This window comes from Anabaena sp. FACHB-595, from assembly GCF_048568275.1.
Taxonomy (GTDB): Bacteria; Cyanobacteriota; Cyanobacteriia; order Cyanobacteriales; family Nostocaceae; genus Trichormus.
This window is the reverse complement of the sequence record NZ_CP183473.1, coordinates 1,685,245-1,711,944: the sequence shown is the minus strand read 5'-3', so window position 1 is coordinate 1,711,944 and position 26,700 is coordinate 1,685,245. Positions and strand designations below refer to the sequence as shown.

Genomic DNA, 26,700 nt, shown 5'->3' with positions numbered 1-26,700 from the left:
AGAGTCACTGAGGCAGATATGACACCTCCTGAAAACAAGAATCTTGTAGATGAAAATAAGGAACTTATTCAAGAAGTTCTGAAAGCTTATCCCGAAAAATCTCGCAAAAAGCGCGAAAAACACCTCAACGTCCACGAAGAAAACAAGTCTGATTGCGGCGTTAAGTCTAACATCAAATCCGTTCCTGGTGTAATGACCGCCCGTGGTTGTGCTTATGCAGGTTCTAAGGGTGTGGTTTGGGGTCCTATTAAGGACATGATCCACATCAGCCACGGGCCTGTAGGTTGCGGTTACTGGTCTTGGTCTGGTCGTCGTAACTACTACGTTGGTGTAACTGGTATCAACTCTTTCGGTACCATGCACTTCACCTCAGACTTCCAAGAACGTGACATCGTGTTCGGTGGTGACAAAAAACTCACTAAACTCATTGAAGAACTCGATGTTCTTTTCCCTCTCAACCGTGGTGTTTCCATTCAATCTGAATGTCCCATTGGTCTAATTGGGGATGACATCGAAGCTGTTGCTAAGAAAACTTCTAAGCAAATTGGTAAGCCTGTTGTACCCTTACGTTGCGAAGGTTTCCGTGGTGTGTCTCAGTCCTTAGGACACCACATCGCTAACGACGCTATCCGTGACTGGATTTTCCCAGAATACGACAAGCTCAAGAAAGAAAACAGACTTGACTTCGAGCCAAGCCCCTATGATGTAGCTCTAATCGGTGACTACAACATCGGTGGTGACGCTTGGGCCAGCCGGATGCTGTTGGAAGAAATGGGCTTACGTGTAGTAGCTCAGTGGTCTGGTGATGGTACACTCAACGAGTTGATCCAAGGCCCTGCTGCTAAGTTAGTCCTCATCCACTGCTACCGTTCTATGAACTACATCTGCCGTAGTTTGGAAGAACAATACGGTATGCCTTGGATGGAGTTCAACTTCTTCGGCCCCACCAAGATTGCTGCTTCTTTACGTGAAATCGCAGCTAAGTTTGATTCTAAGATTCAAGAAAACGCTGAGAAGGTAATTGCTAAGTACACACCAGTAATGAATGCTGTACTAGATAAATACCGCCCTCGCTTGGAAGGTAACACCGTAATGTTGTACGTAGGTGGTCTACGTCCTCGCCACGTTGTTCCCGCTTTTGAAGACCTGGGTATCAAAGTAGTTGGTACTGGCTATGAATTCGCTCACAATGACGATTACAAACGTACCACCCACTACATCGATAACGCCACCATCATTTACGATGACGTTACCGCCTACGAATTTGAAGAGTTCGTAAAAGCTAAGAAGCCTGATTTAATTGCTTCTGGTATTAAAGAGAAGTACGTCTTCCAAAAGATGGGTCTTCCCTTCCGTCAAATGCACTCTTGGGATTACTCCGAACTTGGCGACGGGGTGCAGATGTCAGATGAGGTAAGGTTTTTTTGTGAGGGGAGAAAAAAGAGTCTATTTTTAGCCTAAATACAGGTTGTAGGGTTATCTGGGAACAATACATTTTTGCGGCTTAAGACAATATAACTGTTATTGGGTCTGGTTTTTGGGTTTTGGTTAGATTTGGGGTATATGAAAATTGTAAAATAAAAGACTATTTTAATTGTTATTATTTTAGATTAATGTGGGTCGGTTAGGCGATCGCTTTGAATCACTAAGACTAGGAAGTATGCGATGAGGTATGCGACAGAAAATCTATATTCCAGCTACTATATAGAAAATAATTAAAGTTATTCAAGGATAGAAAAGAAATGTAAAATTAGAGGATGCTAAAAACATCCTCTACAATAGAGTTGTGAGTCTCTTCAACACAACTATTGATATAAATTGCGAATAATAAACTTAAGATACTGAGCTTTGTTAGTCAATATCAAAATCTATGAATATCGATTTTTAGTTCACCTTTATGATACTTTGTATGACATGAAGGACAAAGAGTCATCATGTTTTGAATATCAGCAGAACCTCCTTCACTATAGGGAATTAAGTGATGACCATTAGCTTTGGAGTTAACCTCCCAGCAAACCATACATTGATAAGATTCTAAATTCTTGACTTGTTTTTGTGCTTTTCGATGTTCGTAAGGTCTTTTTTGTGTCATAAAATGTTATTTCTCAAATTCTTACTTTAATCGTTCTGTCCTTCAAGTTGATTTTGAGATTGAGAAGAAGGTAACTTACCTTGCTCGTATTCAACAACTGTGGATCTGGCATTTGGAGCAATACTTCTTTTAGCTTTCCTTATAGCGTCGCTGAGTTTTTCTTGCTCTTCAGCAGTCAAATTGTCAATTTTTGCGTTAATAGCTCGATTTCTGTCTGAATTTTTTGCCATAATATATTTGTGTTTGAAGTTCCTGCTTAGTCAGTCGTTACTTTAATATCTCCATCTTCTGAACTTATAATGGCTTCTACCTCACCTTCACCAAATGTGACTTTCAAAGGCGGAGTTTTGCTTAGTCTTGGAATCTTTTCTTCATCTAAGGTTACAGAATACACACAAACCTCTCCATTATTTTGTCGGATGGCGACAAAATAACTTGAATTGCAGTACCAGACATTTAAAACCTGATCGCCATCTTTTAAGATTTTGACAGTCAGTCTGACGTTTGCTTCCACAACCACTGTCCCTTCTGGTATCACTAACAACTGCCTCTCAGTAGTATTAAAGTATTGTTTTAATTTAGCACCAATTTAAGATTGCTTGTAGTAGTATTATTACGTAAACAAGTTAAACACAAATCTAGATTATATAGATTTCTTGCGAGCATTAGCTAAAGTTATAGCCAAAAAAATAAAGTATTAAATAATACATTCATATTTTAGATAAAATTTGTGTAAGCGCATTTATGTAAGCACATAAAAAACCTTGGATTTTTATATGATTGAATTAGCTTGATGGGCTGGCGATACCTACGGTAAGCTCCGCTAACGCACTAATGGCTAAAGTTAGCGATACCTACGGTAAGCTTAAGTAGTTGTTCCCATCACTGATAATTTATCTTATCGTCATCAACAGAATGCAATTATCTTGATTAGCTAGGCGATCGCTACAGTAAACTACGCTAATGCAATAAAATTTTTTACAACTTGGCAGACTTTACAGATTACTTGCGTATTTAGGCTTCAATACCTTTTTGTGGTGACGATTTTAAAAGTTCTGTCTGTGGATTATATTGTATGAGGTGAGGATATTACTTCTGGAGTTGGATGTAGTAATTCACCAGTTTCTGAGGGTTGTGTTCATTTTCCTCAGATATCATGTGGCGAATTTGACGTATTTGGCTGATTGCCTGATCATTCTCCGTCATTTTGCGCTCCTATTAACTCTAATGGCGTGACTGATAATTTATCTTATCGTCATAAAAAGAATGCAATTACCTTGATTAGCTACGCGATCGCTATGGTAAGCTACGCCAAGGTATAAAAGACACAGTGATGGCGATCGCAAATTAGTCCGAGCCCAATGATTGTTAGCTTGCTGTTGAGGACTTTGGTTGTACTTCAAACTCAAACTGGGAACGGTAAAAGCAAACGTCGAACTCAATAAAAAAGTTGGTTTGACCAAGAATTAGAGGTGCATTCGGACTACGCACCCATGCAGACACTAACTTGACTGCTGCGAAGTCTGCTTGAGTTTTTCTGTTGTGGAAAGTCTCCGAACAGCAGGAAGTATCTCAGATAGAGTCATAAGTTATTGTATCTATATGCTCAATAATTAGTATTCTATGGGTTAATCAATACTAACTTAATTCGCCTTGACGCTTCTAAATAAGCTCAATATGAAATACTGTCAAATCTTCAGTTGAAAATCTTGCTACTTTGCTCAAATTTCAATGATTTTTTGCCAGTCATTATTACCCTAACTCCACCATCTGGAGCCAGGGTAAATCCACGTCGTTGCACGTTAACAGGTTTATCTTCCGCTAGAGCAAGTTGATAATTTGATAGAACTGTTGCAATAACCAATTTTATTTCTAACAGAGCTAGAGCATATCCCAAACAGCGACGACTTCCACCACCAAAAGGAATGTATTCTGAAGGAGAATATTGCCGTTCTATAAAACGTTCTGGTCGAAATTGTTGAGGATTAGGATACAAGTCTTCCCGGTAATGTATGAGGTATATACTCGCCATTAAGGTTGTGTCAGGTTCCAATTGGTATCCGGCAATATTTATAGATGATTTGGTAATGCGTGGAAAAAGTGTTGGTAAGACTGGATACATCCGCAGAGTTTCTTGAGAAACTGCTGTTAGGTAAGGAAGCTGGGCAATTTCCATTGGGTTAGGGTTTGCTCCCAATCTGTCGAGTTCCTGCTGTAATTTTTCCTGCACATTTACATTTTTTAAAATTTGATAGAAAGCCCACGCTATTGTGGTTGCGGTAGTTTCATGTCCAGCAAATAAAATTGTTAGCAATTCATCTTTTAGTTCCTCGTCTGTCATGGCTTGCCCATTTTCATCTCGTGCTGCCATCATCAAACTTAGAACATCACCGCGCTGCTCATTTTCCTTTGTTCTTTTCTCTTCTATTTCTGCTTGGAGTAGATCATAAATAGAACGTTGTTTATGTTTCATCTGTCCCCAAGGAGTCCAGGTTCCCCAATCTTTTTGTAGGGACTTTAGAAAAAGCATACTGGAGCGTAAGGGAGAATCAGTCATATTCAGCCAATCTGTGAATAGAGGCTTTATTTGTTGATAGCGTTCTCCGTCAGCTAAACCAAAGACAATTTGTATAATCACCTCTAGACTCAGTTTCTGCATGGCAGACCTAGCAACAAAAGGTTGCCCAATTTGCCATTCGCTGGCGATCTGGTTGGTAATTAAGCAGATTTGTTGAGCATAAGCTTGTAGCCTTTCTCCATGAAAGGGGGGCATTAATAATTTTCGTTCTCGTCGATGGCGATCGCCATCCATTAACATAAGAGAAGTTCGCCCAATGAGAGGCTCTGCAAGTGTATTTCCCCGACCAACATCAAATCTAGAATCTTGGGTGAAAATTTCTTGAAGAGCTTGAGGCTCCCCTAAAATTACGAAAGAGCCGATTCCAGCAAGCTGCATGGAAAAAATGTTGCCATACTTTTTACTATATTTTTTCTGAAATCCAATCGGATCAGCAATCCAATTGATAAGTTGCCACCATGAAGGGACACTAATAGGATTTGGTAATTGAGTCAACATAATATTTACCCTGATTATTAACTGTGGCTCAGTCGGGGAAAGCCAAACCAGTGCTTGGGTCACGGATATACAGACCTAGTGTAAGCGATCGCATGACTTCATCCCAAACAGGTGTCATTTGCTCTGCTTGATCAGCCCAAAACTCGAATGTAATCAAACATTGCACATTTGACCCCAAACCAATGCAAATCCGCGAAAAAGCTTCCCGTGGTTCTTCTTGGGTATCGATAAATTTGAGTTCTGTCCAGACAATTTTGGCAGTTTGGCGCTTGAGGCTAATGATTTCTCCTTTCTCAATCACATCACGGCCGTCGTCTTCTACTACTTTCCTCAAGGTGGATTTGAGGGGAAACAGAGTCCAGTCGTTGGGAGGAAGTTGATTAAAAGACACTTCCAACGCGCAATCATCTTTGGGTGGTTTTTTATCGCTGAATTTGAAGGATTTTTCCTGTGGCTCAAAAAACCAGTCTTGAGGGACGTTGAAGCGAACAGCCCCGCGATTAGCTACAAATATTCTGTAGCCATCTGGCGCTTCCCAACGATGGTCTGGTTTTAAGTCGAGAGTTTCTTTAATCCACTGGAGATTGCTTTTCTTGCGTTTTGCCATAGTGTTTTTGCAAATCTGCTATTCTGGCGATGGTCTCCGATCGGAGTTTATTACCTAATTTGGATTGTAGGCAATTCTCAATTTTTTTAATAGTAGCAAATTGTCTATTTGGCGATAGCTAAGTTTTTTGACTGGTTTGAAACAGCCAGTAGATAAAAGTGATCGCAAAGAATTGCAAACATGACTGCTCCAAACAAATTGAAGATTGCATTCGATATCAACACATACCGGAACCATGTTTTCATGAGCTTTTAAGTTATGTATGCAGACATGATTAATTATCTCTGATGCGATAGTCCCCGACAGCCGAAGGTCATCGCCATGAGCTATTGAGCCGACGTTAATTTTTGCATCTCAAATTTTACTCTATTAGAGGGCGATCGCTTGACTCAGAAAAACGCCAGGGAAGCTCAGGAATGCGACTAGTATTTGCTTCAGATATGATATTGGCGATTTGATCTATGATTGCGGGAGCATCGAAATAGTCTCCATGGTCGATTTGTCGATTAGTCAACACTGTTGCATTATGACTGTAGACATTATTGGGAGCTAAAGCTGGTAAGGGGTTGAGACCAAGGCTGCTCTCCCAACGTTTTTGCAAGTCGGGGCCGGTGAATAACTCGAATCCTTTCTGCAATGACTCACGAATTGCGTCTTTTTCAACTACTGAGGCTTTTAGTGCATTATCGTAGCGAGAGTAGAATACATGACTTTCTTGAACCAGGTGTTCCAGACCAGAGTAAAACGGGCCTGTATATTCAGATCCGCCTAGATCACACTTGGTCACTTCCCGACGTTCCACATCAGGAGCTAACATAAAATAGCGATCGACAAAAAAAGTATTTTCTCCGCCTCTATCTTTTCGTTTTAATCTGTTTTTAATCTCCTCATTCAATTCTGTTGGCTCAAAGGCTTGGTTAACTAGCTGTTCCAACATATGGCAAACAAGGTAACTGCCCATACTGTGAGCTATGACGTAGATTTTAATGTCAGGTTTTTTAGTGCGAATATAACTGATCAGATTAGCTAAGGCTGGGGCAGATTGTACACACTCAGTACGATCCGAATTGTAATCTAAAACTTTGCCATTGGAAGGCCAGGAAAATCCGACAAAAGCGATTAAATTTTGGTTGGAGTTGTCGATATCTATCTTTTCTTCTGGATCAGCAATCAAAGTAAAATTATGCTTTTTTAAGGCTCCCTTAAGGGTGTCTGCCAAAATCGAAAAAGAAGTTAATGCCCCATGAAAAGGAACATTGTAACCATGAGTGCCAATGATAATGTGTTTTACGGCCTCTTTTTTGAGAAACTTGTTAAATACAGTCTCCTCAGAATCTTCAATAATTACTCCTGGTGGCATAGTTGAAGGATCAGTAGTCGCCAAATAGTGAGCCATATATTTTTTCATATCAACCCAGTGATAACCAAATTTTAGTAATTTAATGCGTGTATCACGGTCAACATTGAGACCTAGATTTTGGCGATCGCGGTTGGTAGCAAAAAAGCGTATTTGCATATTTTTAAATTAAAGGCGTTTTTGTCAGTATAAATGCTTAAGCTTGTAATAAATAATAAATTTTGCAAGCAATTATTACGGTAATTACATAATAATAGTAGTTTTTTGAGACCTATTTAAAAATAAAGACTACCAAAATTCATAAAAAGACGAGTTAGGCAATGACATCTGGTTGGTTGTAGGCGATCGCGGATCAACCGTGTCACTGACAAAAACTCCACCCACAAGGGAATATAGTTTTTATTTGGAATTTTGAATTGAGTTATTTCTTAAGTTCTCCAAATTTAACATTTTTAAGATACTCATACCTATTCTGCAATTCCCGAAAGTTACTTTCAATCATGGGAAAAAGCTTGTCAGGAAAAGGCTCATTTAAATCAACTGGATTAATTGTTTGCAGTTCTTTAACAGAGCGAATTGTTTTGTATACCGCGACGTGTTTGATATATTTTAATAGTTCATTAATCAAGTCTTTGCTGTTATTAGCATTTTCCGCTAAATGAATTTTGGATTCTATAATTTCAACCATTTCTTGATGATTTTTCAGGATAAATTCTTTTTCTATAGCGTCACTCGCCGCTTCCGGTAAAACATTTTGTTCAGGACTTAAAGACTTGATGCGCTTCCACATGACATTATCTTTTTCTAGTCTCAAGTATATAGGCCAGTAAAACTCAGATATTTGTCTTTCTATCAAGTTAATCTCTGCGTTGTGCCTAGCTATGGCAATCTCATTCTCTAGCTCAGAAACTTGTTGCTTCTGTTGATTTTCCAGTTCAGCAATTAGCTGCCTTTGGTAATACTTTTCATTAGTTTCATTCTTAAATATCTCAAACCTTTTGTTAAGCCAGTGACCTGCTACCAAAACAATGCCACCAAGCAAAACTTTATCAAGGACTAATTCAATAATCTTTTCCGTAAGAGCCATTTCACAGTTTTCTCCCTTGTCCAATATAAAAAGATAAATAATCTCACAATTGTAATCAGGAGAACGGAAAACGCACCTACGTAATATCACAGTATTCTTAATATTGAGAGGAATACAACTGCTATAGTTACTTTCTTTCGTACTGCCGCATTTTATTCTCAGCATAAAATTGTCACTAAATCTGTGACAAAATGTTATTGTTGTGCTAAAGCCGACGTGATGGGCTACGACCTATGGTTTCTACTAAGCGCCGCTACAGTTTGGATGAATATCGCGCTCTTGAGGAAAAAGCAGAAAGACGCAGCGAATATCGAGATGGGGAAATAGTGCCTATGCCTGGAGGAACTCTCAAACATAGTCGTATTAGTCGAAATATTTTGACTTATCTTACCTCTGTGCTGTGAGATACTCAATTCGAGCCAATTAACAGCGATTTGCGACTGTGGATTCCTGAATATCGACGGGGATTATATCTCGATGTGATGGTTTTTGCAGGTGAACCACAACTGAATGAGGCTCGACTAGATGAAGTGTTAAATCCTATTTTAATTGTTGAAGTCTTATCTCCATCTACCGCAGATTACGATCGCCAAAGCAAGTTTCGGATGTATCAGACAATTCAGATTTTTAGGGAATATTTATTAATCGAGCAGGATGAGCCGTTCGTGGAACGTTACAGCAAGCAAACCCAAGGCTGGTTACTGAGTGAATTTAACGGGTTGGAGGGTTCTATTTTCTTGGAATCAGTTGCTAAAGAGTTGGCGATCGCCGAAATTTATTGCGGTGTAATTTTCGATTAAAATAACTTAGAAAAGTGATAACTTTCACTACAGCAACCAACTAAACAAATCTTGAATAGTCAATTGAAGTTCACTCGCAAATGATGGTACAGCTATGAGTGCATCTGGCTCATCAAATACTTCAGTTTCTTGTTGAGGATGGTAAACAAATACAGTTTGCTCATCGGGGTCAATTAACCAACCCATTTGAGTACCATGTTTCAAACAATGCAGGATATTTTTGGTTACTTTCGTCTGACTTTGGTCAGGTGATAAAATTTCAATTGTCCAATCGGGAGCAATAGAAAAATTATTAGCAATTTCCCCATTCTCTTCACGGGGAATCCGACTCCAAATAAAGACGGAAATATCAGGTACAGTTGAACGACCGACAAATGTACAACGCAGTTCAGGAAAAGCACGAGCGATACGTTGAGGTTTAACTACACTATTAATAACAGGTACAAATTCGCCTTGAATTGCACTGTGCTTTCCTTGCGGCATAGGTTTTTGGATAATCTTACCTTCTATATATTCACTGGCGGGTTCTGTTGCTGGTAATTTCAGGAACTCGTCTAATGTGATGGGTTTGGATGGGGTCTGTACCATTAAGACTGCCTCACAAAAGGGAATAACAGGCTTTGTGTGTATTATGTTTTATTGTATTTTATGTTGTTGCGATCAGCTGTTTACGCGATCACCTGTGGATATATCTGCAACTTTATGCTTGTTTTTTTTGGGGTGATACCTACGGTAAATTACGCTAACACTTTCTTCTCAAAAATTATTCTGTAGGGTGCGTCAGCGTTAATTAATATTCATGATGAAATGTATATCCAAGCTGACGCACCCTAATTGCTACTTGCTACTAAATCAGTATGCTCACATCATTAGAGATACAAACATAACTACGGATCTGCTAACAATCCAGAAAGAATAAATTTTATTGAACTGAATAAACATTCAGTTTCCTCAATAGTAACTTCCTCTGGTAAACGAGTACCATGAGCGGATGCATTACGTGTAATTCTTACTCCATGACAAAAACTATTTTGTGAACTTGTTTTTGGAAAAAGTTGATCAATAGCGTCATTTAATGTTTTTGTACTTCCAGCCTTAAAACGTAAAATTCTCTCGAATGCTCTGAATGCGTAGTCGCAAGCTTCGCTATACCGACATGCTAATATTGCTTGATCCGCCCTTTCCATAAGGTGAGCTTCATGACTCCCTACATGAGTTAAGACACGCGTTACTAATGAATTAAAAGTGACGGCTATACTAGGAACTTCTTGACCCCAATGAAGAATGTTATGAAATAGGCTTGTAGCATCACTACTAGGAAAATCTGGGTGGAGAAAGGGCAAGTCTATAGCACTAACAAGAACAAATCCTGCACCAAATGGTATTGTGGTGATTAAAGGTGTACCTCTTCTGCTCGAAATAAGCACCTCAGCGTTCAATATTCCCTCAAATGAAAAGTAACTATACAGATCAACTTTCTCTTTGCCCGTAAGGTCGTTACAAATAGGGTGATCGGGCTGTTGTACTTGAATAGAGACTGTTTGTTTACGTCTAGAGCCTTGATGTAACTTTAAAGTTCCAACTGGTAACCAGTTTATTAGTAAGCAAGTACGTTCTTCATGGTACCAATAGTCAGTTGGTAGTTGAGATGGAGGACAAAAAAGGATGCGTCCTCCACGTTCCAAAAATCGCTCCATGCAAGTTGGAAAAGCTATATTATTATTAATTGCATTAGCACATATCCTAGCAAATGTAAATAATCGTGATGGAAAAATGAGAAATTTAAAGCGACGGTATTCATTCGTTATTGCAACATCTACCTCATCAAGAACCATATATTGGCATCTAGCATTCTGAAGATGGCTTTCTTCTGAAGTACCTCTTCCCCCAAAAATTCCAACAGTACTCATAAATTCTTTATTTATCTCTTTAAACAAAGATTAATACTAAAATATAAGAATCTCTTTTATTCATTATACTTACCTTGCTCAATATAAAATACTTTTAAGATATTAATTACTCATATTTTATGATTGTATTTTTTTTAAATATTATTTAAAGCTTTTTTTACTGTAAGCATTGAGCAGATTATTTTTATAAAATTCAACTATTCTTATAAGCTATTTCCATCTTTAACTTCTCAATTTCCATCCTCAACCTTTCATTTTCTATCTGCAATTTAGCATTCTCCTCCCTAATCACCTCAAATTCATTCCTCTTAGTCAAAGCCTGATTAATCGCTAACTTCCGCATATCTAGCGAGAACCAGCGCTGATAGGTTTGTGTATGAACCTGCATACTATGCCCCAAATTATCAGCCGCCGCTTTGATTGGTATGCCTAAAATATGCGCTCTAATTGCCCAGGCGTGACGTAAATCATAGGGTTTAAAATCTAATTCGACTTTCCGAAACCACCAACTAATACGCTGAGTTAAGGCTGTTATTTCAGCATGATTTGTTTTATCTTTTTTACTAATTGCTGTTGCCAGCATTTCTAAATATTTCGGATTTCTTAAATCAAACTCATCAATCCATTCTTTATGTAAGGGTAATGCTTGTCTTTCACCAGTTTTACATTCTTTGTCTACTTTCCATGTGAGGTCTATATTCTCTTTGCTTAACCACCAATCAATATTAGGGTTAATAAAAATTTCCCTGGGGCGTAAACCAAAAACTGCTAACATTCCATATGTCCAGCGCCAAAGTTGCCAGCTATCTTTTACATCTTCATTAACTTGATTTCCTCTGGTAACTAGATAGTCTTCAAATTTGGTAATTCCTGATAGTATTTCTGCATCTGTGGGGATGTTGCGCGAATTGCGATCAGGCATTTTGGAATACTGGGACAAATCAATTTCTATATTGAATGTTATGCAAAAAGCTGATATGGCTCTGGCGGCATTATATCTCGCCCATTCTTTATCGATTTGCTCAATTGAATTGATGAGATTTTCCGCCGTTGCTAAATCTTTGGAATTGGTATATCGTTGGGTGCGGGAAAAATAGTAAAAAAAGGTATGTTCGCTTTTAGTGGTGCGTTTATGGGTTTTAAAATACTCTTCTGCAAATTTTTCTAGTAAATCACCTATTGTTTGTGAATCTTTTTTAGTGGCTTCTTTGCCTAAATATTTATCATTCCATTCAAAGGTTTTCCGAGCGATTAATTTACCTAATTCATAAGCTTCTTCCTCAGCCGTCTTCAGTCCATCCAAGTTTGCAGGGATATTCAAGCTGAGATTGTATTGCTTTCTGCCTGTACCGTTGGTGTCCTTATCTCCAGGTTTAATTGGTAACGTTGCTCGTAATTGCAGACTTCCGTTAGATTCTCGAACTGAGACTTTCGTCTTTGCAGACTTCAAACGCAGATTTACCTTGTCTAGGTCTTGTAGTACTTTTGTTCTCATGTGTTCTCTTTGCTGCTGTGCTTGCAGACTTGAGCCGAGAAAACTGCCGTCGGTAGATGAAAGTGGCTCTAAGTCTGCAAAGGCTTGTTGATATTTGTCTTGACCCTGATTTTGCATCGCTGTGGTATTAGCCTATATTTAGCCTAAAAATTAATGTGTTATCAGCAAACAATGTTCATCACTAACACTGCTCAGTGCAAACATTAAGCTGTTGAAAGCCATTAAACCACAAAAAGGATTACTCCGGCCCTTATCACGGTTACGACGGATTCGCTATCTTCGCCCGTGACATGGATTTAGCCCTCAACAGCCCAACTTGGAGCTTGATTGGCGCTCCTTGGAAGAAAGCGGCTGCAAAGGCTAAGGCTGCTGCCTAATTCCAGGTAAATAGAGGGATAGCCTGGGGTTGTTGCCCCAGGAACCCAGGGAAGAATGGTGAATGCTGAATGCTGGATGAAGATTTTTATTCATTATTCATGATTCATCACTCGTTACTACCTTGAGGGGGAGTGAACCTCCCAGGCTATCCTCACTCATCACTTACAAACCAACCAGCAAGCGTAGAGAGATACAACAATGCCTCAGAATCCAGAAAGAACTGTAGACCACGTTGATCTATTCAAACAGCCAGAATACACCGAGCTATTTGAAAACAAGAGAAAGAACTTTGAAGGCGCTCATCCTCCTGAAGAAGTTGAAAGAGTGTCTGAATGGACAAAATCTTGGGACTACCGGGAAAAGAACTTCGCTCGTGAAGCTTTAACCGTTAACCCTGCTAAAGGTTGCCAACCTGTAGGCGCGATGTTCGCTGCTTTGGGTTTTGAAGGTACTCTACCTTTCGTACAAGGTTCTCAAGGTTGCGTTGCTTACTTCCGTACACACCTCAGCCGTCACTACAAAGAGCCTTGCTCCGCAGTATCTTCTTCCATGACAGAAGATGCAGCAGTATTCGGTGGTTTGAACAACATGATCGAAGGTATGCAGGTTTCATACCAACTGTACAAGCCTAAGATGATTGCTGTTTGCACCACCTGTATGGCGGAAGTTATCGGAGATGACTTGGGCGCGTTCATCACCAACTCCAAGAACGCTGGTTCTATTCCTCAAGATTTCCCCGTACCCTTTGCTCACACACCTAGCTTTGTTGGTTCCCACATCACTGGCTACGACAACATGATGAAGGGTATTCTGTCTAACTTGACAGAAGGTAAGAAGAAAGCTACCAGCAACGGCAAAATTAACTTCATTCCTGGTTTTGATACCTATGTAGGTAACAACCGCGAATTGAAGCGGATGATGGGTGTAATGGGTGTTGACTACACCATCCTGTCTGACAGCAGCGACTACTTTGATTCACCTAACATGGGTGAATACGAAATGTACCCAGGTGGTACAAAGCTGGAAGATGCGGCTGATTCTATCAACGCTAAAGCAACTGTTGCTCTCCAAGCTTACACCACACCTAAGACCCGCGAATACATCAAAACCCAGTGGAAGCAAGAAACACAAGTATTGCGCCCCTTCGGTGTTAAGGGTACTGACGAGTTCTTGACTGCTGTTTCTGAATTGACCGGTAAAGCTATTCCTGAAGAATTGGAAATCGAACGCGGTCGTTTAGTTGATGCTATCACTGACTCCTACGCTTGGATTCATGGTAAGAAGTTCGCTATCTACGGCGATCCAGATTTGATCATCTCCATCACCAGCTTCTTGTTAGAAATGGGTGCTGAACCAGTACACATCCTCTGCAACAACGGTGATGACACCTTCAAGAAAGAAATGGAAGCTATCCTCGCTGCTAGCCCATTTGGTAAAGAAGCTAAAGTCTGGATTCAAAAAGACTTGTGGCACTTCCGTTCCTTGTTGTTCACCGAGCCTGTAGACTTCTTCATCGGTAACTCCTACGGTAAGTACCTGTGGCGCGATACCAGCATCCCAATGGTGCGGATTGGTTATCCTCTCTTCGATCGCCACCACTTACACCGCTATTCTACCCTCGGCTACCAAGGTGGTCTAAATATCCTCAACTGGGTTGTTAACACCCTGTTGGATGAAATGGATCGCAGCACCAACATCACTGGTAAGACCGATATCTCCTTTGACTTGATCCGCTAGAAATTAATGCAGCGTGCCATTGAAAGGTAGAACTTAGGGACTGGGGATTGGGTATTGGGTACTAGGAATATTATCTTCCCAGTCCCTTCCAGTCCCCAGTACCCAATATCTAATCATCAGTTTGGGTGTGAGGGTGTAAGGGGGTAGGAGTGTAAGGGAATAAATTAAACAAGACAATGAAATAGCTACAAATCAATTGTTTGTTTCTCCCCTATACCCCTACACCCCTATACCCCTACACCCGTCTAAATACTCTATTCATTTTAAGTTCCTTAGTATGTCATCAACTCACACTCATCAGCATCATCCTAATTTCCATCCACCAAACTATAAGAAACCAGGTGCATTTGATGTACTTCGTCCTTTGCGTGGTTGGGTTGATAATTTTCCGGTTAAAAATGCTCGTTTCGCTCATCTTGTTTGCCAGGTAATTCCTTGCTGTTGTCCTTTTGAGCGAGACATTAATTTATTTGGGCGGACGATCCATATTCCAGCATTCTGTAAACTCAATCCTTTGTATGACGAATTTGTAGGATTGCGTTTTCGCGCTTTATCTTATCTAGCTGATGAATGTGGAGAGGATATCACAAAGTACATTTGCTAGAGGTTAGAAGTTAGGAACTAGGGGCTAGGGAAAAGATTTTCTCTTGCTTTTTGTGTTATCTAATTGACCGTATTTCTTGCAAAGGTCTGTTTATGAAAATGCTACCGTTGATGATTTTGTCAGTTTTTTAAACGCAAAGTATCGCGGAGGTTAACGCGGAGTACGCGGAGGATTTTTGTGTATTTCGCGTGGTGAAAGAAGATTTTTGCAAGAAGTTTATTAAGAACAGTTATCGGTGAATTGGGGATCATTTCACTATTTACTGATAACTGAAAATTAACAAAGTCGATCGCGTGCGAGAAGAGAGATGAAGAACACCCAAGGCAAAATCAACGAGCTACTGAATGAGTCGGGATGCGAACATAATCAGCACAAGCATGGTGAGAAGAAGAATAAGTCTTGTTCACAACAAGCGCAACCTGGGGCGGCTCAAGGGGGCTGTGCATTTGATGGGGCGATGATTTCCCTTGTCCCCATTGTAGATGCGGCTCATTTGGTGCATGGCCCCATCGCCTGTGCTGGTAATTCTTGGGGTAGTCGGGGTAGTCTCTCTTCCGGCCCCCAGCTTTACAAAATGGGCTTTACTACCGATATGTCAGAAAATGATGTAATTTTCGGTGGTGAGAAGAAACTCTATAAAGCAATTCTAGAAATTCACAAACGTTACAATCCATCGGCGGTATTTGTCTACGCTACTTGTGTGACGGCGTTGATTGGTGATGATATTGATGCTGTTTGCAAAACTGCGGCGGAGAAAATTGGCACTCCTGTAATCCCAGTAATCGCTCCTGGTTTCATCGGTAGTAAGAACTTAGGCAACCGTTTTGGTGGTGAATCTTTATTAGATTATGTTGTCGGTACAGCAGAACCGGAGTACACCACACCCTATGATATAAACTTAATCGGCGAATATAATATCGCCGGGGAAATGTGGGGAGTCCTGCCGTTACTAGAAAAATTGGGTATTCGCGTCCTATCGAAAATCACAGGCGATGCTCGGTTTGAAGAAATCCGCTATGCACACCGCGCCAAGCTGAATGTGATGATCTGTTCACGGGCGTTGCTCAATATGGCGAGAAAGATGGAGGAAAATTACGGCATCCCCTACATTGAAGAGTCTTTCTATGGCATCGATGATATGAATCGGTGTTTGCGGAATATTGCCGCCAAATTGGGCGACCCTGATTTGCAAGCGCGCACAGAAAAGCTGATTGCAGAGGAAACGGCGGCTCTAGATTTGGCACTGGCTCCCTATCGCGCTCGTCTTAAAGGTAAGCGAGTCGTACTCTATACAGGTGGTGTCAAGAGTTGGTCGATTATCTCGGCGGCGAAGGACTTGGGTATTGAAGTAGTGGCTACCAGTACCCGCAAGAGTACAGAAGAAGATAAAGCTAAAATCAAACGGTTGTTGGGTGCCGATGGCATCATGCTGGAAAAAGGCAACGCCAAAGAACTCCTACAACTGGTAAAAGATACGCAAGCTGATATGTTAATTGCTGGTGGTCGTAACCAATACACCGCCCTCAAAGCCCGGATTCCTTTCCTTGATATCAACCAAGAACGCCATCATCCTTATGCTGGTTATGTGGGCATGATTGAGATGGCGCGGGAATTGTACGAAGCTCTCTACAGCCCGATTTGGGAACAAATTCGTAAGCCTGCACCTTGGGATGAAGATATGGGGATATTGGCTCATGAATATACAAGTAATCACGATCATATCTTGGCATCTATAGAGGAGTTAATCTGATGGCGATCGTTACGCTCCCCAATAAATCAGTTGCAGTCAATCCTCTCAAGCAAAGTCAAGCTTTAGGCGCTTCTCTAGCCTTTTTGGGATTGAAGGGGATGATTCCTCTGTTTCACGGTTCCCAAGGTTGTACAGCTTTTGCCAAAGTGGTGTTAGTCCGGCATTTTCGGGAAGCCATACCCCTGGCGACAACGGCGATGACGGAAGTAACTACTATCTTGGGTGGTGAAGATAATATTGAGCAAGCAATTCTCACTTTGGTGGAGAAGTCCAGCCCAGAAATTATTGGTCTGTGTAGCACTGGATTAACAGAAACCAGAGGCGATGATATTGAACGCTTTCTTAAGGATATCCGCGATCGCCATCCGGAAATATCTCACCTGCCAATTGTATTCGCGCCTACACCAGATTTTAAAGGGGCGTTGCAAGATGGATTTGCGGCTGCTGTGGAAAGCATCGTCCAAGAAATTCCCCAACCCGGTACAACCAGAAGCGAACAAGTCACAATTTTGGCTGGTTCCGCTTTCACCCCCGGAGATTTGCAAGAAATCAAAGAGATTGTCACTGCTTTTGGTTTAGTACCTATCTTCGTTCCTGATATTGGTGCGTCCTTGGATGGACACCTAGATGAGGAATATAGTTCGGTGACAACAAGTGGAACAACGGTAAAACAACTGCAAGAAGTTGGTTGTTCCGCCTTCACCATCGCCTTGGGTGAAAGTATGCGGGGTGCGGCGAGGATTCTGGAAGACAGGTTTAATATTCCCTACGAAGTCTTTAGCGAACTCACCGGCTTAGAACCCGTAGACGAATTTATCCAAGCCTTAGCAATTCTCAGCAGCAACTCAGTACCAGAAAAGTATTGCCGTCAACGTCGCCAGTTGCAAGATGCGATGTTAGACACACACTTTTACTTCGGTGCAAAACGCATCTCCTTGGCGTTGGAACCAGACCTGCTGTGGTCAATGGTCAAGTTTCTGCAATCAATGGGGACACAAATTCACGCCGCCGTCACCACCACACGCTCACCCCTGCTAGAACAACTCCCCATCAAGAGCGTAACCATCGGTGATTTAGAAGACTTTGAACAACTGGCAGTAGAATCTGACCTGTTAATTGGTAATTCTAACTTGGCAGCGATCGCTAAACGTCTTTCCATCCCTCACTATCGTCTCGGTATCCCCATTTATGACCGCTTAGGTAATGGTCATTACACCAAAGTCGGCTATCGCGGCTCAATGGAAGTCTTGTTTGGCATCGGTAATCTATTTATAGATGCGGAAGAAGCCAGAGTTAAGAACTTTGATGAGAATTTTGTAACTGGTCATGGGTAATGGGTAATGGGTAATGGGTAATAGGTAATAAAAGAGAATTTAATTTGTCTCCAATTACCAATTACCAATCCCCAATTCCCAATCACCAATCCCCAATTCAGGAGTAATCAGAATGAAAATTGCCTTTACCACTAGTGACAGAATTCATATTAATTCACACTTCGGTTCTGCTAAAGAAATTGATGTCTACGAAATTAATGCTGAAGGATATCAATTTTTAGAAACATTGAACTTTGAAGGCGAACTCAAAGAAGATGGCAACGAAGATAAAGTTGCACCAAAACTAGCAGCATTAGCTGACTGTGCCATTGTATATGTTGTGGCTATTGGTGGGACTGCTGCTGCTAAATTGATCAAAAAAGGTGTCACTCCTGTCAAGGCGCGTTCTGAAGAAGAAAGTATCAGCGAACTCTTAAATAAATTAGTCCAAACCTTGAAAGGTAATCCCCCTCCTTGGTTGCGGAAAGCGTTGCAACCAAAAACCAGAAATTTTGCTGATGAAATTGAAGATGAAGCAACAGTATGACACCAGAAAATAATTTAAATGGCACTGCTGAGAGTGTCGTTTCTACATCACCATTTTTGAAAGCATTAGTCTTACAAATTCGCGGACAAGATGCTTATGGAGTATATCGTAGCTGGGCTGATGATTTACTCCTAAAAGGCTTTGTTGTCACCAAACAAAAGAAACGGGAAATTTCCGTGCAAGGAGAAGTTGACCCGGTAACTATCTCGCGGATTATGTCCTTCTTTAAGGCGATCGCTGCCAGAATTGAACAAGAAACAGGCTTAATCTCCCAAGTTGTACTTGACTTAAGCCATGAAGGTTTTGGCTGGGCGTTAGTTTTTTCTGGTCGTCTGATACTGACAGTTAAAACCCTAAGAGATGCTCATCGTTTTGGTTTTGACTCTCTAGAAAAACTGGCGGAAGAAGGCGATAGATATGTCGAAAGAGGAGTTGATTTAGCTAATCGCTATAAAGAAGTAAGTAAGTTGTAAGAGAGGTTTTAAACGCAGAGGGGCGCGGAGGTTTACGCGGAGGAACGCAGAGTTATCTGCGCCTCTATGTGAGATGTTCAAAAATTATTCAACACTATGCAAGTAGAAGAAACAAGTATTGAGGAAATACAAACTAAAATCAAACGCCTCAATAGTAAAGCCGGGCAAATGAAAATGGATCTGCACGATTTAGCAGAAGGTTTGCCAACGGATTACACCCAACTAATGGACGTTGCGGCTGCAACTTATGAAATTTATCGTCAGCTAGATGAACTCAAGCAAGAGTTGAAGAAATTGGAGAATGCGAAATGACTAAGAGCCTAGAAGAATTTAAAAAGCTCGTAGATGCAGAAGAATATTTTAAGTTCTTTGAGCTAGATTACGATGCGAAAATTGTCAATGTTAATCGTTTGCATATTTTGAAAAAGTTCTCACAATTAATCAGTGAGATTGATACTAATTATCCAGACATAAGTGCAGAAGAAAAGTTAAATCAATATTCATTAGCTTTGCAATCAGCTTATCAAGTCTTTCTCGGCTCATCTCCACAAGAACAAAAGTTGTTCAAGGTGTTTAAGGATAAGCCAAAAAATGTAATCACGCTGACAGAACTATCGTCTGATTAGGAGGTATAAAGTGATCAACCTAACGCCTACCGAGTTAGAACGTTATAGCCGCCAAATGATGCTTCCTAATTTTGGCGAAGCGGCTCAAAAACGTCTGAAGTCAGCGACGGTTTTAGTGACAGGTGTGGGGGGATTAGGCGGTACGGCGGCGCTTTACTTAGCAGTAGCGGGCGTTGGGCGACTAATCCTCGTCCGGGGCGGTGATTTGCGACTGGATGATATGAATCGTCAGGTTCTGATGACGGATGATTGGGTTGGTAAACCAAGGGTATTCAAAGCCAAAGAAACCCTACAAGCAATTAATCCTGATATCCAGATAGAAACAATTCACGACTATATCACCTCGGAAAACGTAGATTCATTGGTACAGTCTGCTGATATGGCGCTGGACTGCGCGCACAATTTTACTGAGCGTGATTTGTTGAACTCAGCTTGTGTGCGCTGGCGTAAGCCAATGGTGGAAGCAGCGATGGACGGGATGGAAGCTTATCTGACGACAATTATCCCTGGTGTGACTCCTTGTTTGTCCTGCATATTCCCCGAAAAACCAGACTGGGATCGCCGTGGCTTTTCTGTTTTGGGCGCTGTCTCTGGGACACTAGCTTGTCTAACAGCCCTGGAAGCAATTAAGTTGATCACTGGTTTTAGTCAGCCGCTATTGTCACAATTACTCACCATAGACTTGAATCGGATGGAATTTGCCAAGCGGCGTTTGTACCGCGATCGCTCTTGTCCAGTGTGCGGTAATGATGCGCCTTGGAGATATGCACAATCCAATTCAATGGAAACCAGCAGTAATTGCACACATAGTTGATACAAATGCAAATCACTACAAACACCACACCTGAAAACATAATAACTATTCGCTACTAATCAGGAGATTTGATGACTGTTACTTTAACAGAAAAAGCTGAATTTCGTCTGCGAGCCTTTCTTCGAGGTTCTGCTAAAGACGCTAACGAAACCACAAAAGGTATTCGCGTCTCTGTCAAAGATGGTGGTTGCAGTGGCTATGAGTATCTGATGGATGTCACCAGTCAGCCACAACCAGATGATTTAGTAACTCAACAAGGTAGTGTGTTGGTTTACGTCGATGCGAAAAGCGCACCTTTGTTAGAAGGAATAGTCATTGACTTTGTTGAAGGTCTTGTCGAAAGTGGCTTTAAGTTCACTAATCCCAACGCTACTAGTACTTGCGGTTGTGGAAAGTCTTTCAAGGTGGGTGACTGTTCACCCGAAGGTGTACCTTGCAGCTAAATAATTTGTAATTATTGCCTAGTACATCAGTTAACAGTTAACCGAATCAAGTCTTCCTGTAAACGGTATGGATCATTGCTTCCCATCAAATGCAGTGTCCAACTCTGGCTTAATTCTCGAAGAATTCAGGGAGATTTAACTTCGAGAACTATATCGATCCTATAAATTTGAGGAGAATCGGCAAATGGCTAGCTACCAAGTTAGATTGATCAACAAGAAACAAGACATCGATACTACCATCGAGATTGATGAAGAAACCACAATTTTAGATGGCGCAGAAGAAAATGGTATTGAATTACCTTTCTCTTGCCATTCTGGTTCTTGTTCTAGCTGTGTAGGCAAAGTTGTTGAAGGTGAAGTTGACCAATCTGATCAAATCTTCTTAGATGATGAACAGATGGGTAAAGGCTTCGCTCTACTTTGTGTTACTTACCCTCGTTCCAACTGCACAATTAAGACCCACCAAGAACCGTACCTTGCTTAATTCATTGCTGTAGTCGCTACTATTTACAGCTTGTGCAAGTGTAGCTTAAATCAGGATGAAGGATATTTTTCATCCTGATTTCTTATATAAATCTATTCTGAATTTATTAACACCAATGTTTACTCCATTTACTGTAAATGGCAGTTCTTTGCAATTGCTAAAAGTTGGCGATCGCGGAATAGTCAAGTTCTGCAATATTCAAGATAAAAATATTCTCAAAAAACTCAAGTCTCTGGGCTTAAATACCGGAGTCACTATCACCATAGAGCAAGAATTCCCTTCTTTAATTATTCAAGTAGGAAGCATTCTCTTAGAAATAGATAAAGAACTTGCTCGTAACATCTACGTTCGTGTAATTAATAATTGATTGAATTGAGAAAAATCTTCATTAATAAGTACTATATCTTACAGTATTAGAGTACTTGAAATCATTAAAATATTGGGAAAATAAAATAAATAGAGACTTTAATATATAACGTCTCTATTTAGGGAATAAAGGTAAGCCATTTAATTAGTTTTGGTTTAATCAACAGCAACTATCACATCTGAGGATTTAATTAAAGCGTATGCTTGCTTACCCTCAGCCAGTTGGAGTTTATCTGCTGATGATTTGGTGATGATCGAAACTATCTCTACTCCAGGAGCTAGTTCTAATGTTACTTCGGTGTTAACTGTACCAGGCACAACTTTTTTAACAGTTGTTTTCAGAAAATTACGTGCGCTAACTTCCATATCTTATAATCTTACCTGTTTACAGGAAACAGAATACCAACATTTACGGTAAATAAAATCACCCCTTTAGACTTTTTTAATTATTTCGATAGATATAAATTTAAACCAAAACCAAAAACCAGATACCCGACTTCTTTAAGAAGTCGGGTATCTATGGGGATTTTGGTAGCTGACATCATACAAGATAACTGTCAAAATAGCTGCCGTTGTAGTATTTTTTAAGCGGATTTAATCAATGTACACGGCGATCGTTATAAACATTCATAATCTAAGCTTATCAGAGTGATAATATATAAGTAAGCTAAATTGTTGCTAGTGAACCTAGACCTCAGCAAAAAGCGATTACAGGGTTATCTCAGACATTCCTACCTTAATACTGGTCAATCTTAGAAATTGGGTAGATGGTCATATATCTTCAAGATGATACTCTCGGAACGCTGCGGAAATCTTCAAACAAAAACAACCAGATTTATTAGGGTTTGTCATAAGTCTCATACTTATCATTAGGTATGTCTAATTACCTTAAACGTTTTTCTGCCGGCATATTTAATTACTCTAATTATGCAGGCTTTGCCAAAGCAGTTTGGGCAAAATTACGGCAGTTTAGAAATAATTTCCTTCCTTGCAAACATAAGGAGCAGTAATTATGAGAGCTAAACAAATTATGACTCAAGACGTAGCTACTATTCGCGGTTCTGCGAGTGTAGCAGAAGCAGTCAGACTTATGAGGCTCAAAGGACTGCGTGCTTTGATTGTCGAACCTCGTCATAGTGCTGATGCTTACGGTATCGTCACTGTGGCTGATATTGCAGGTAAGGTTATTGCTTATGGAAAAGACTCAGAAAATGTCCGTGTCTATGAAATTATGAGCAAACCCTGCATCACCGTCGATCCTGATCTTGATGTAGAGTATGTGGCTCGTTTATTGTCAACTACAAATCTGTGGTGTGCGCCTGTAATTAAAGGTGAATTACTTGGCGTAATTTCGATTACAGATATTGTCAGCAAAGGCGACTGTATTCCTAAACCAAAATTAACTTTCTTACGCAAAGAACTACACAAAGCTATCTCCGATGCGCGAGGAATTTCTGCTAACTATGGCTCAGATTCTAAACGAGCTATTGAAGCTTGGGATTTAGTAGATGAACTGGAAGTAGAAGCCTGCTTTTATGGCTTACCAAAACCAGACAAATCTGCTAGAGAACTATTTGCTGATAAACCAGAGCTAGTTACAGTTTAGAGTATGGTTTTACAACTCTAATAACTAGAATTATATAGCATTGTGTTTAGTAATGGTGGGCAATGTCCGCCATTACCTTTTCTATGCAAATTCTTCTGAATTACAACAACAAATGATGAACCGGAAAAGTCATTTCAATTTGAGTCAAACCACTCAAGAATGGTTGATAGGAAAAGGCTACAATCCTGAAGACTTAGAACAACCTGGGGAAAATGGCGATAGTGCTTTGATGAAAGCTACACGAGAAGGGGTTGATGCCGTCGTCAAAGAACTAATTGATTTAGGTGTAGATATCAATGCTAGAAACAACGACAATAATAATGCTTTGTGGTTTGCTTGTTTTGGCAATCATTATGACTTAATTCATCTGCTACTGGCTGCAAAAATTAATATCGATAACCAAAATGATAACGGTGCTACTGTTTTAATGTATGCTGCATCAGCAGGTAAGACAGAAGTAGTGAAGTTGCTCCTACAATACCATCCTAACTTATATTTAAGAAATTTGGATGATTTTCAGGCTATAGATTTCGCTAGCAATGTAGAAGTTTTAAGGTTACTGAAAAATGCCACAAAGTGATATTTTCGGTAAAGCCTACCATGAGGCTACTAAGCATTCTTACTTGTCGGTGCAGCTTGATCCAAATTATATTAATGCTGCAACTCAACCATCGGCATTTAAATTTTATCCAAAGTTTTATCGTCGAGTGAAATTAAATCTCGATAATCCAATTCACTCTTTTATCTGGTTAACCAGTGCTGTCACCTTTGAAAAGGTATATAACAATGTGGCCTACAAACTCAGGGTCAATCCTTCAGCAGGCGCACTGTATCCCACTGAAGTCTATGTACAGATTCGAGGAATGCCAGAAATAGTAGATGGGATATATCATTTAGAAGTTGAGAATAATTGTCTAACACTCATCTACGAATTAATTGATGATGGCTTAGAGAGTTATGTTATACCAACAAAATGTATCACTGGATTCATTTTTTTAATTAGTTCTGTTTATTATAGGTCTAGCTGGAAATATAAACAAAGGAGCTTGAGATATTGCTTATTAGATAGCGGACACCACTTAGGTGCTGTCGCGGCTTCAGCATATCTCCATAACCGCAATATTCAGCTAATTTTTGATTTTGATAAACTCACTCTCAATACAGATTTAGGGTTTGAGAATAAAGAGTTTATTACTGGTTGTGCGATATCTGGCGAAATACACGAGAAGCAAGTTAGAAAATTAAGGCTGAAAGTTCCTTTTGTTTGTGGCACAGATTACTTTGAGGCTAATCAATTTATTGAAGATAGCTATCAAGCAACCTCTGTGCAACCAAGTCGCCAGCAACAATTCAAACAACCTTGCTTTAATTTTGAGCAGGAGAAATTCTACCAAACTGTCTGTAATAGACGTTCGGTTAGACGTTTCCGGAAAGAGTTCATTTCGCAAGAACATTACTTATATGTCTTGCAACTACTAGAGCAGCCAATCCCAACAGAAAGCGGTGAGGAGATAGAAACCTACTCGGTGATACATCGAGTCGAGGGGATGACATCAGGGTTATATAGAGGCGTGAATTTGGTTAAAGCAGGTGACTTTAGTGAACACACGGGTTACTTGTGTGTGAATCAAGCTCTTGCCAGAGATTGTGCTGTGATTTTGTTTTTTGTGTCCGAATATACCAGTTATCAAACTGCTATGCAAATAGCTGGTTTTTTAGGACAAAGAATTTATTTGGGTAGTAATTATCTAGGCATTCAATGTAGCGGTATTGGTGCTTTTTATGATGATGAAACCCAGGAATTCTTAGAAACACATAAAGATGTACTTTATGCAACGGCAATTGGAACCTGAATAGGATTGTAACAGAGATGAATCGGCACAGATTTGATTTTAGCGGAGATGATTTCCATCCCATGCAGCCAACTTCGGCTGACATTATCTTGAGACAGCAATTAGAGTATTCCTTGAGTAAATACTTTTATGAAGGATGCGATCGCACCTTACAGAATCTTCTATCTAATTGTCGTTGGTATGTCACAACTCAAGCCAATGCAATGACGTTGGTAATTGAATGTCCCGATCAAGTTACCAACTGGCGGGTTTTGCAAAAACTCGTGCCAATGGGTAAATTAATCAATCAAATGGTCAGTAGCGCCAAAATCCGCGTCTGTCCGCCAGAAAGCGAAGGCGTACCTTTTGAAATGAGAGTAGATGAACTCTCTGTATATCGAGATATGGCGTGATGGAGAGTAGGGAGCAGGGGATGCAGAGGAGAAAAAATTACCTAGTTCCCTAATCCCCAATCCCCATCCTAATTACGAATTATTTCCACAATTTTTTCAACAACCAAATCAGCAGATTGTTGAACAACAGGACTTAACTCTAGTCCAAAATCAAGATTCGCCGCCTCAATTAAATAAACTGTTACGTCTTGCGGAAAATCATCTGGAAAGATTTTTCTCCCGGCGGCTAAAGCATGATCCCAACGAAAATCATGTAAGTTATAACTAGGTTCGGGTAAAGCTGCTAATTCTTCACCAGGGACTTTAAATACTGCGCCGGGTTCCGAACCAGTGGAACTCGCATCAATAATTACTAATTGTTTGCTACCTCTAGCTTGAAACATAACTTCCATCCCTGCGGTTCCACAGTCATATACCTGCACATGGGGATGAGGATTTTCGGCTAGATATTTTTGTAAGCGTTGAGCGATGATTACGCCTACAGCATCGTCACTGCGATTGAGATTTCCGCAACCGATAATAGTCAGCATAGGTATTATATTTGAGCAGGTAGAACAGGTATTACTCAATATGTAGGATTTACGCATCCAGGTTGTCTGTTGAGACTGGGGGTAAAGGTTTTAAACATTAACACCCCTAGATCCTTCCCTACACCCTTCTCCAAACCCTTGATTTTTCGTTTTCATGCGTAAGTCCTAATATGGTCTTTAGCGGTGTGCTTGAGGCAATCAAAGCACATTTGTTTGAGGAAAAACAAGAAATTCAGTTGTTATTATAGGAGTATGTAAGAGGATATTTTAAAAGCCTTCTTATCTGTAGCAAAATGTGTGTACATCTCACCCAAAGGCAGTTGAATTGATTCATGTCTCCTGCTCTCTGCCATTCTTCGG

At 40.3% G+C, this 26,700-nt stretch carries 30 protein-coding genes and 2 pseudogenes; 19 read left to right on the top strand and 13 right to left on the bottom strand.

Features of this window, described 5'->3' with window-relative positions:
• Positions 1-18: 18 nt before the first annotated feature.
• Positions 19-1,461, top strand: coding sequence for a nitrogenase molybdenum-iron protein alpha chain (nifD, locus tag ACN222_RS07225; protein ID WP_044520961.1), 1,443 nt, complete (start codon positions 19-21; stop codon positions 1,459-1,461).
• A 400-nt stretch (positions 1,462-1,861) separates the two neighbouring features.
• On the opposite strand, the gene ACN222_RS07220 is transcribed toward nifD, so the two are convergent.
• From ACN222_RS07220 to ACN222_RS07185, 8 genes are all read right to left on the bottom strand, one after another.
• A complete protein-coding gene (locus ACN222_RS07220) occupies positions 1,862-2,092 on the bottom strand; it encodes an HNH endonuclease signature motif containing protein (protein ID WP_010995625.1) in 231 nt (76 codons plus the stop codon).
• Between the two features lie 26 nt (positions 2,093-2,118).
• Positions 2,119-2,322, bottom strand: coding sequence for a hypothetical protein (locus tag ACN222_RS07215; protein WP_010995624.1), 204 nt, complete (start codon positions 2,320-2,322; stop codon positions 2,119-2,121).
• Positions 2,323-2,348: 26 nt separating this feature from the next.
• The gene (locus ACN222_RS07210) at positions 2,349-2,606 is read right to left on the bottom strand and encodes a hypothetical protein (RefSeq protein ID WP_126987563.1); all 258 of its coding nucleotides are present in this window, start codon (positions 2,604-2,606) and stop codon (positions 2,349-2,351) included.
• Positions 2,607-3,336: 730 nt separating this feature from the next.
• Positions 3,337-3,534 (bottom strand): hypothetical protein, encoded by a 198-nt coding sequence (locus ACN222_RS07205; protein WP_126987559.1) that lies wholly within the window; start codon positions 3,532-3,534, stop codon positions 3,337-3,339.
• 254 nt (positions 3,535-3,788) lie between these two features.
• Complete coding sequence (locus ACN222_RS07200; RefSeq protein ID WP_010995622.1) at positions 3,789-5,168, bottom strand: cytochrome P450; 1,380 nt, start codon at positions 5,166-5,168, stop codon at positions 3,789-3,791.
• 28 nt (positions 5,169-5,196) lie between these two features.
• The gene (locus ACN222_RS07195; protein ID WP_010995621.1) at positions 5,197-5,775 is read right to left on the bottom strand and encodes a hypothetical protein; all 579 of its coding nucleotides are present in this window, start codon (positions 5,773-5,775) and stop codon (positions 5,197-5,199) included.
• A 361-nt stretch (positions 5,776-6,136) separates the two neighbouring features.
• Positions 6,137-7,291 carry an alpha/beta hydrolase gene (locus ACN222_RS07190; RefSeq protein ID WP_010995620.1) on the bottom strand — a complete coding sequence of 385 codons (1,155 nt, stop codon included), beginning with the start codon at positions 7,289-7,291 and terminating at the stop codon, positions 6,137-6,139.
• 262 nt (positions 7,292-7,553) lie between these two features.
• Entirely contained in the window at positions 7,554-8,384 is an 831-nt protein-coding gene (locus ACN222_RS07185; protein ID WP_010995619.1) for a hypothetical protein, read from the bottom strand.
• A 68-nt stretch (positions 8,385-8,452) separates the two neighbouring features.
• On the opposite strand from ACN222_RS07185, the pseudogene ACN222_RS07180 reads away from it, so the two are divergent.
• Positions 8,453-9,019 (top strand): annotated as a pseudogene (locus ACN222_RS07180) (Uma2 family endonuclease).
• A 27-nt stretch (positions 9,020-9,046) separates the two neighbouring features.
• On the opposite strand, the gene ACN222_RS07175 reads toward ACN222_RS07180, so the two are convergent.
• The 3 genes from ACN222_RS07175 to ACN222_RS07165 form a co-directional block, all read right to left on the bottom strand.
• Positions 9,047-9,607 (bottom strand): Uma2 family endonuclease, encoded by a 561-nt coding sequence (locus ACN222_RS07175; RefSeq protein ID WP_010995616.1) that lies wholly within the window; start codon positions 9,605-9,607, stop codon positions 9,047-9,049.
• A 299-nt stretch (positions 9,608-9,906) separates the two neighbouring features.
• The gene (locus tag ACN222_RS07170; RefSeq protein WP_126987556.1) at positions 9,907-10,956 is read right to left on the bottom strand and encodes a DUF4145 domain-containing protein; all 1,050 of its coding nucleotides are present in this window, start codon (positions 10,954-10,956) and stop codon (positions 9,907-9,909) included.
• 166 nt (positions 10,957-11,122) lie between these two features.
• Positions 11,123-12,541: a site-specific integrase gene (locus tag ACN222_RS07165; protein ID WP_010995614.1), complete on the bottom strand. Its 1,419-nt coding sequence runs from the start codon at positions 12,539-12,541 to the stop codon at positions 11,123-11,125.
• Between the two features lie 110 nt (positions 12,542-12,651).
• Here ACN222_RS07165 and ACN222_RS07160 point away from each other — a divergent pair.
• From ACN222_RS07160 to ACN222_RS07100, 13 genes and pseudogenes are all read left to right on the top strand, one after another.
• Positions 12,652-12,801, top strand: a pseudogene (locus ACN222_RS07160) (nitrogenase molybdenum-iron protein subunit alpha); the annotation flags it as partial.
• Positions 12,802-13,000: 199 nt separating this feature from the next.
• The gene (gene nifK, locus ACN222_RS07155) at positions 13,001-14,539 is read left to right on the top strand and encodes a nitrogenase molybdenum-iron protein subunit beta (RefSeq protein WP_010995612.1); all 1,539 of its coding nucleotides are present in this window, start codon (positions 13,001-13,003) and stop codon (positions 14,537-14,539) included.
• Positions 14,540-14,816: 277 nt separating this feature from the next.
• Positions 14,817-15,143: a Mo-dependent nitrogenase C-terminal domain-containing protein gene (locus ACN222_RS07150; protein ID WP_010995611.1), complete on the top strand. Its 327-nt coding sequence runs from the start codon at positions 14,817-14,819 to the stop codon at positions 15,141-15,143.
• A gap of 307 nt (positions 15,144-15,450) precedes the next feature.
• Entirely contained in the window at positions 15,451-16,893 is a 1,443-nt protein-coding gene (gene nifE, locus ACN222_RS07145) for a nitrogenase iron-molybdenum cofactor biosynthesis protein NifE (RefSeq protein WP_010995610.1), read from the top strand.
• The gene (nifN, locus tag ACN222_RS07140) at positions 16,893-18,227 is read left to right on the top strand and encodes a nitrogenase iron-molybdenum cofactor biosynthesis protein NifN (RefSeq protein WP_010995609.1); all 1,335 of its coding nucleotides are present in this window, start codon (positions 16,893-16,895) and stop codon (positions 18,225-18,227) included. Before nifE ends, nifN begins: the two co-directional genes overlap by 1 nt.
• A gap of 112 nt (positions 18,228-18,339) precedes the next feature.
• Positions 18,340-18,753 (top strand): nitrogen fixation protein NifX, encoded by a 414-nt coding sequence (nifX, locus tag ACN222_RS07135; RefSeq protein WP_010995608.1) that lies wholly within the window; start codon positions 18,340-18,342, stop codon positions 18,751-18,753.
• Positions 18,750-19,226: a NifX-associated nitrogen fixation protein gene (locus ACN222_RS07130; RefSeq protein WP_010995607.1), complete on the top strand. Its 477-nt coding sequence runs from the start codon at positions 18,750-18,752 to the stop codon at positions 19,224-19,226. Before nifX ends, ACN222_RS07130 begins: the two co-directional genes overlap by 4 nt.
• A 96-nt stretch (positions 19,227-19,322) precedes the next feature.
• Positions 19,323-19,538: a CCE_0567 family metalloprotein gene (locus ACN222_RS07125; RefSeq protein ID WP_010995606.1), complete on the top strand. Its 216-nt coding sequence runs from the start codon at positions 19,323-19,325 to the stop codon at positions 19,536-19,538.
• Complete coding sequence (gene nifW / locus ACN222_RS07120) at positions 19,535-19,852, top strand: nitrogenase-stabilizing/protective protein NifW (protein ID WP_010995605.1); 318 nt, start codon at positions 19,535-19,537, stop codon at positions 19,850-19,852. Before ACN222_RS07125 ends, nifW begins: the two co-directional genes overlap by 4 nt.
• A 10-nt stretch (positions 19,853-19,862) precedes the next feature.
• Positions 19,863-20,666: a HesA/MoeB/ThiF family protein gene (locus tag ACN222_RS07115; protein ID WP_044520947.1), complete on the top strand. Its 804-nt coding sequence runs from the start codon at positions 19,863-19,865 to the stop codon at positions 20,664-20,666.
• A 71-nt stretch (positions 20,667-20,737) separates the two neighbouring features.
• Positions 20,738-21,109, top strand: coding sequence for a HesB/IscA family protein (locus ACN222_RS07110; RefSeq protein ID WP_010995603.1), 372 nt, complete (start codon positions 20,738-20,740; stop codon positions 21,107-21,109).
• Positions 21,110-21,293: 184 nt separating this feature from the next.
• A complete protein-coding gene (locus tag ACN222_RS07105) occupies positions 21,294-21,593 on the top strand; it encodes a 2Fe-2S iron-sulfur cluster-binding protein (RefSeq protein WP_010995602.1) in 300 nt (99 codons plus the stop codon).
• Between the two features lie 55 nt (positions 21,594-21,648).
• Entirely contained in the window at positions 21,649-21,960 is a 312-nt protein-coding gene (locus tag ACN222_RS07100; RefSeq protein ID WP_126987550.1) for a FeoA family protein, read from the top strand.
• 155 nt (positions 21,961-22,115) lie between these two features.
• On the opposite strand, the gene ACN222_RS07095 is transcribed toward ACN222_RS07100, so the two are convergent.
• Complete coding sequence (locus ACN222_RS07095; protein WP_010995600.1) at positions 22,116-22,325, bottom strand: TOBE domain-containing protein; 210 nt, start codon at positions 22,323-22,325, stop codon at positions 22,116-22,118.
• 646 nt (positions 22,326-22,971) lie between these two features.
• Here ACN222_RS07095 and ACN222_RS07090 point away from each other — a divergent pair.
• The 4 genes from ACN222_RS07090 to ACN222_RS07075 all read left to right on the top strand — a co-directional run bounded on the left by ACN222_RS07090 (position 22,972) and on the right by ACN222_RS07075 (position 25,810).
• The gene (locus ACN222_RS07090; RefSeq protein ID WP_010995599.1) at positions 22,972-23,565 is read left to right on the top strand and encodes a CBS domain-containing protein; all 594 of its coding nucleotides are present in this window, start codon (positions 22,972-22,974) and stop codon (positions 23,563-23,565) included.
• A 112-nt stretch (positions 23,566-23,677) separates the two neighbouring features.
• Complete coding sequence (locus tag ACN222_RS07085) at positions 23,678-24,145, top strand: ankyrin repeat domain-containing protein (protein WP_096637281.1); 468 nt, start codon at positions 23,678-23,680, stop codon at positions 24,143-24,145.
• Positions 24,132-25,418 (top strand): nitroreductase family protein, encoded by a 1,287-nt coding sequence (locus ACN222_RS07080; protein WP_010995597.1) that lies wholly within the window; start codon positions 24,132-24,134, stop codon positions 25,416-25,418. The genes ACN222_RS07085 and ACN222_RS07080 overlap by 14 nt, the downstream gene beginning before the upstream one ends.
• Before the next feature lie 17 nt (positions 25,419-25,435).
• On the top strand, positions 25,436-25,810 hold the full coding sequence (locus ACN222_RS07075) for a hypothetical protein (RefSeq protein ID WP_010995596.1): 375 nt from the start codon (positions 25,436-25,438) through the stop codon (positions 25,808-25,810).
• Positions 25,811-25,878: 68 nt separating this feature from the next.
• Here ACN222_RS07075 and ACN222_RS07070 read toward each other — a convergent pair whose 3' ends face one another.
• Positions 25,879-26,340 carry a hydrogenase maturation protease gene (locus tag ACN222_RS07070; protein ID WP_010995595.1) on the bottom strand — a complete coding sequence of 154 codons (462 nt, stop codon included), beginning with the start codon at positions 26,338-26,340 and terminating at the stop codon, positions 25,879-25,881.
• Between the last annotated feature and the right edge of the window lie 360 nt (positions 26,341-26,700).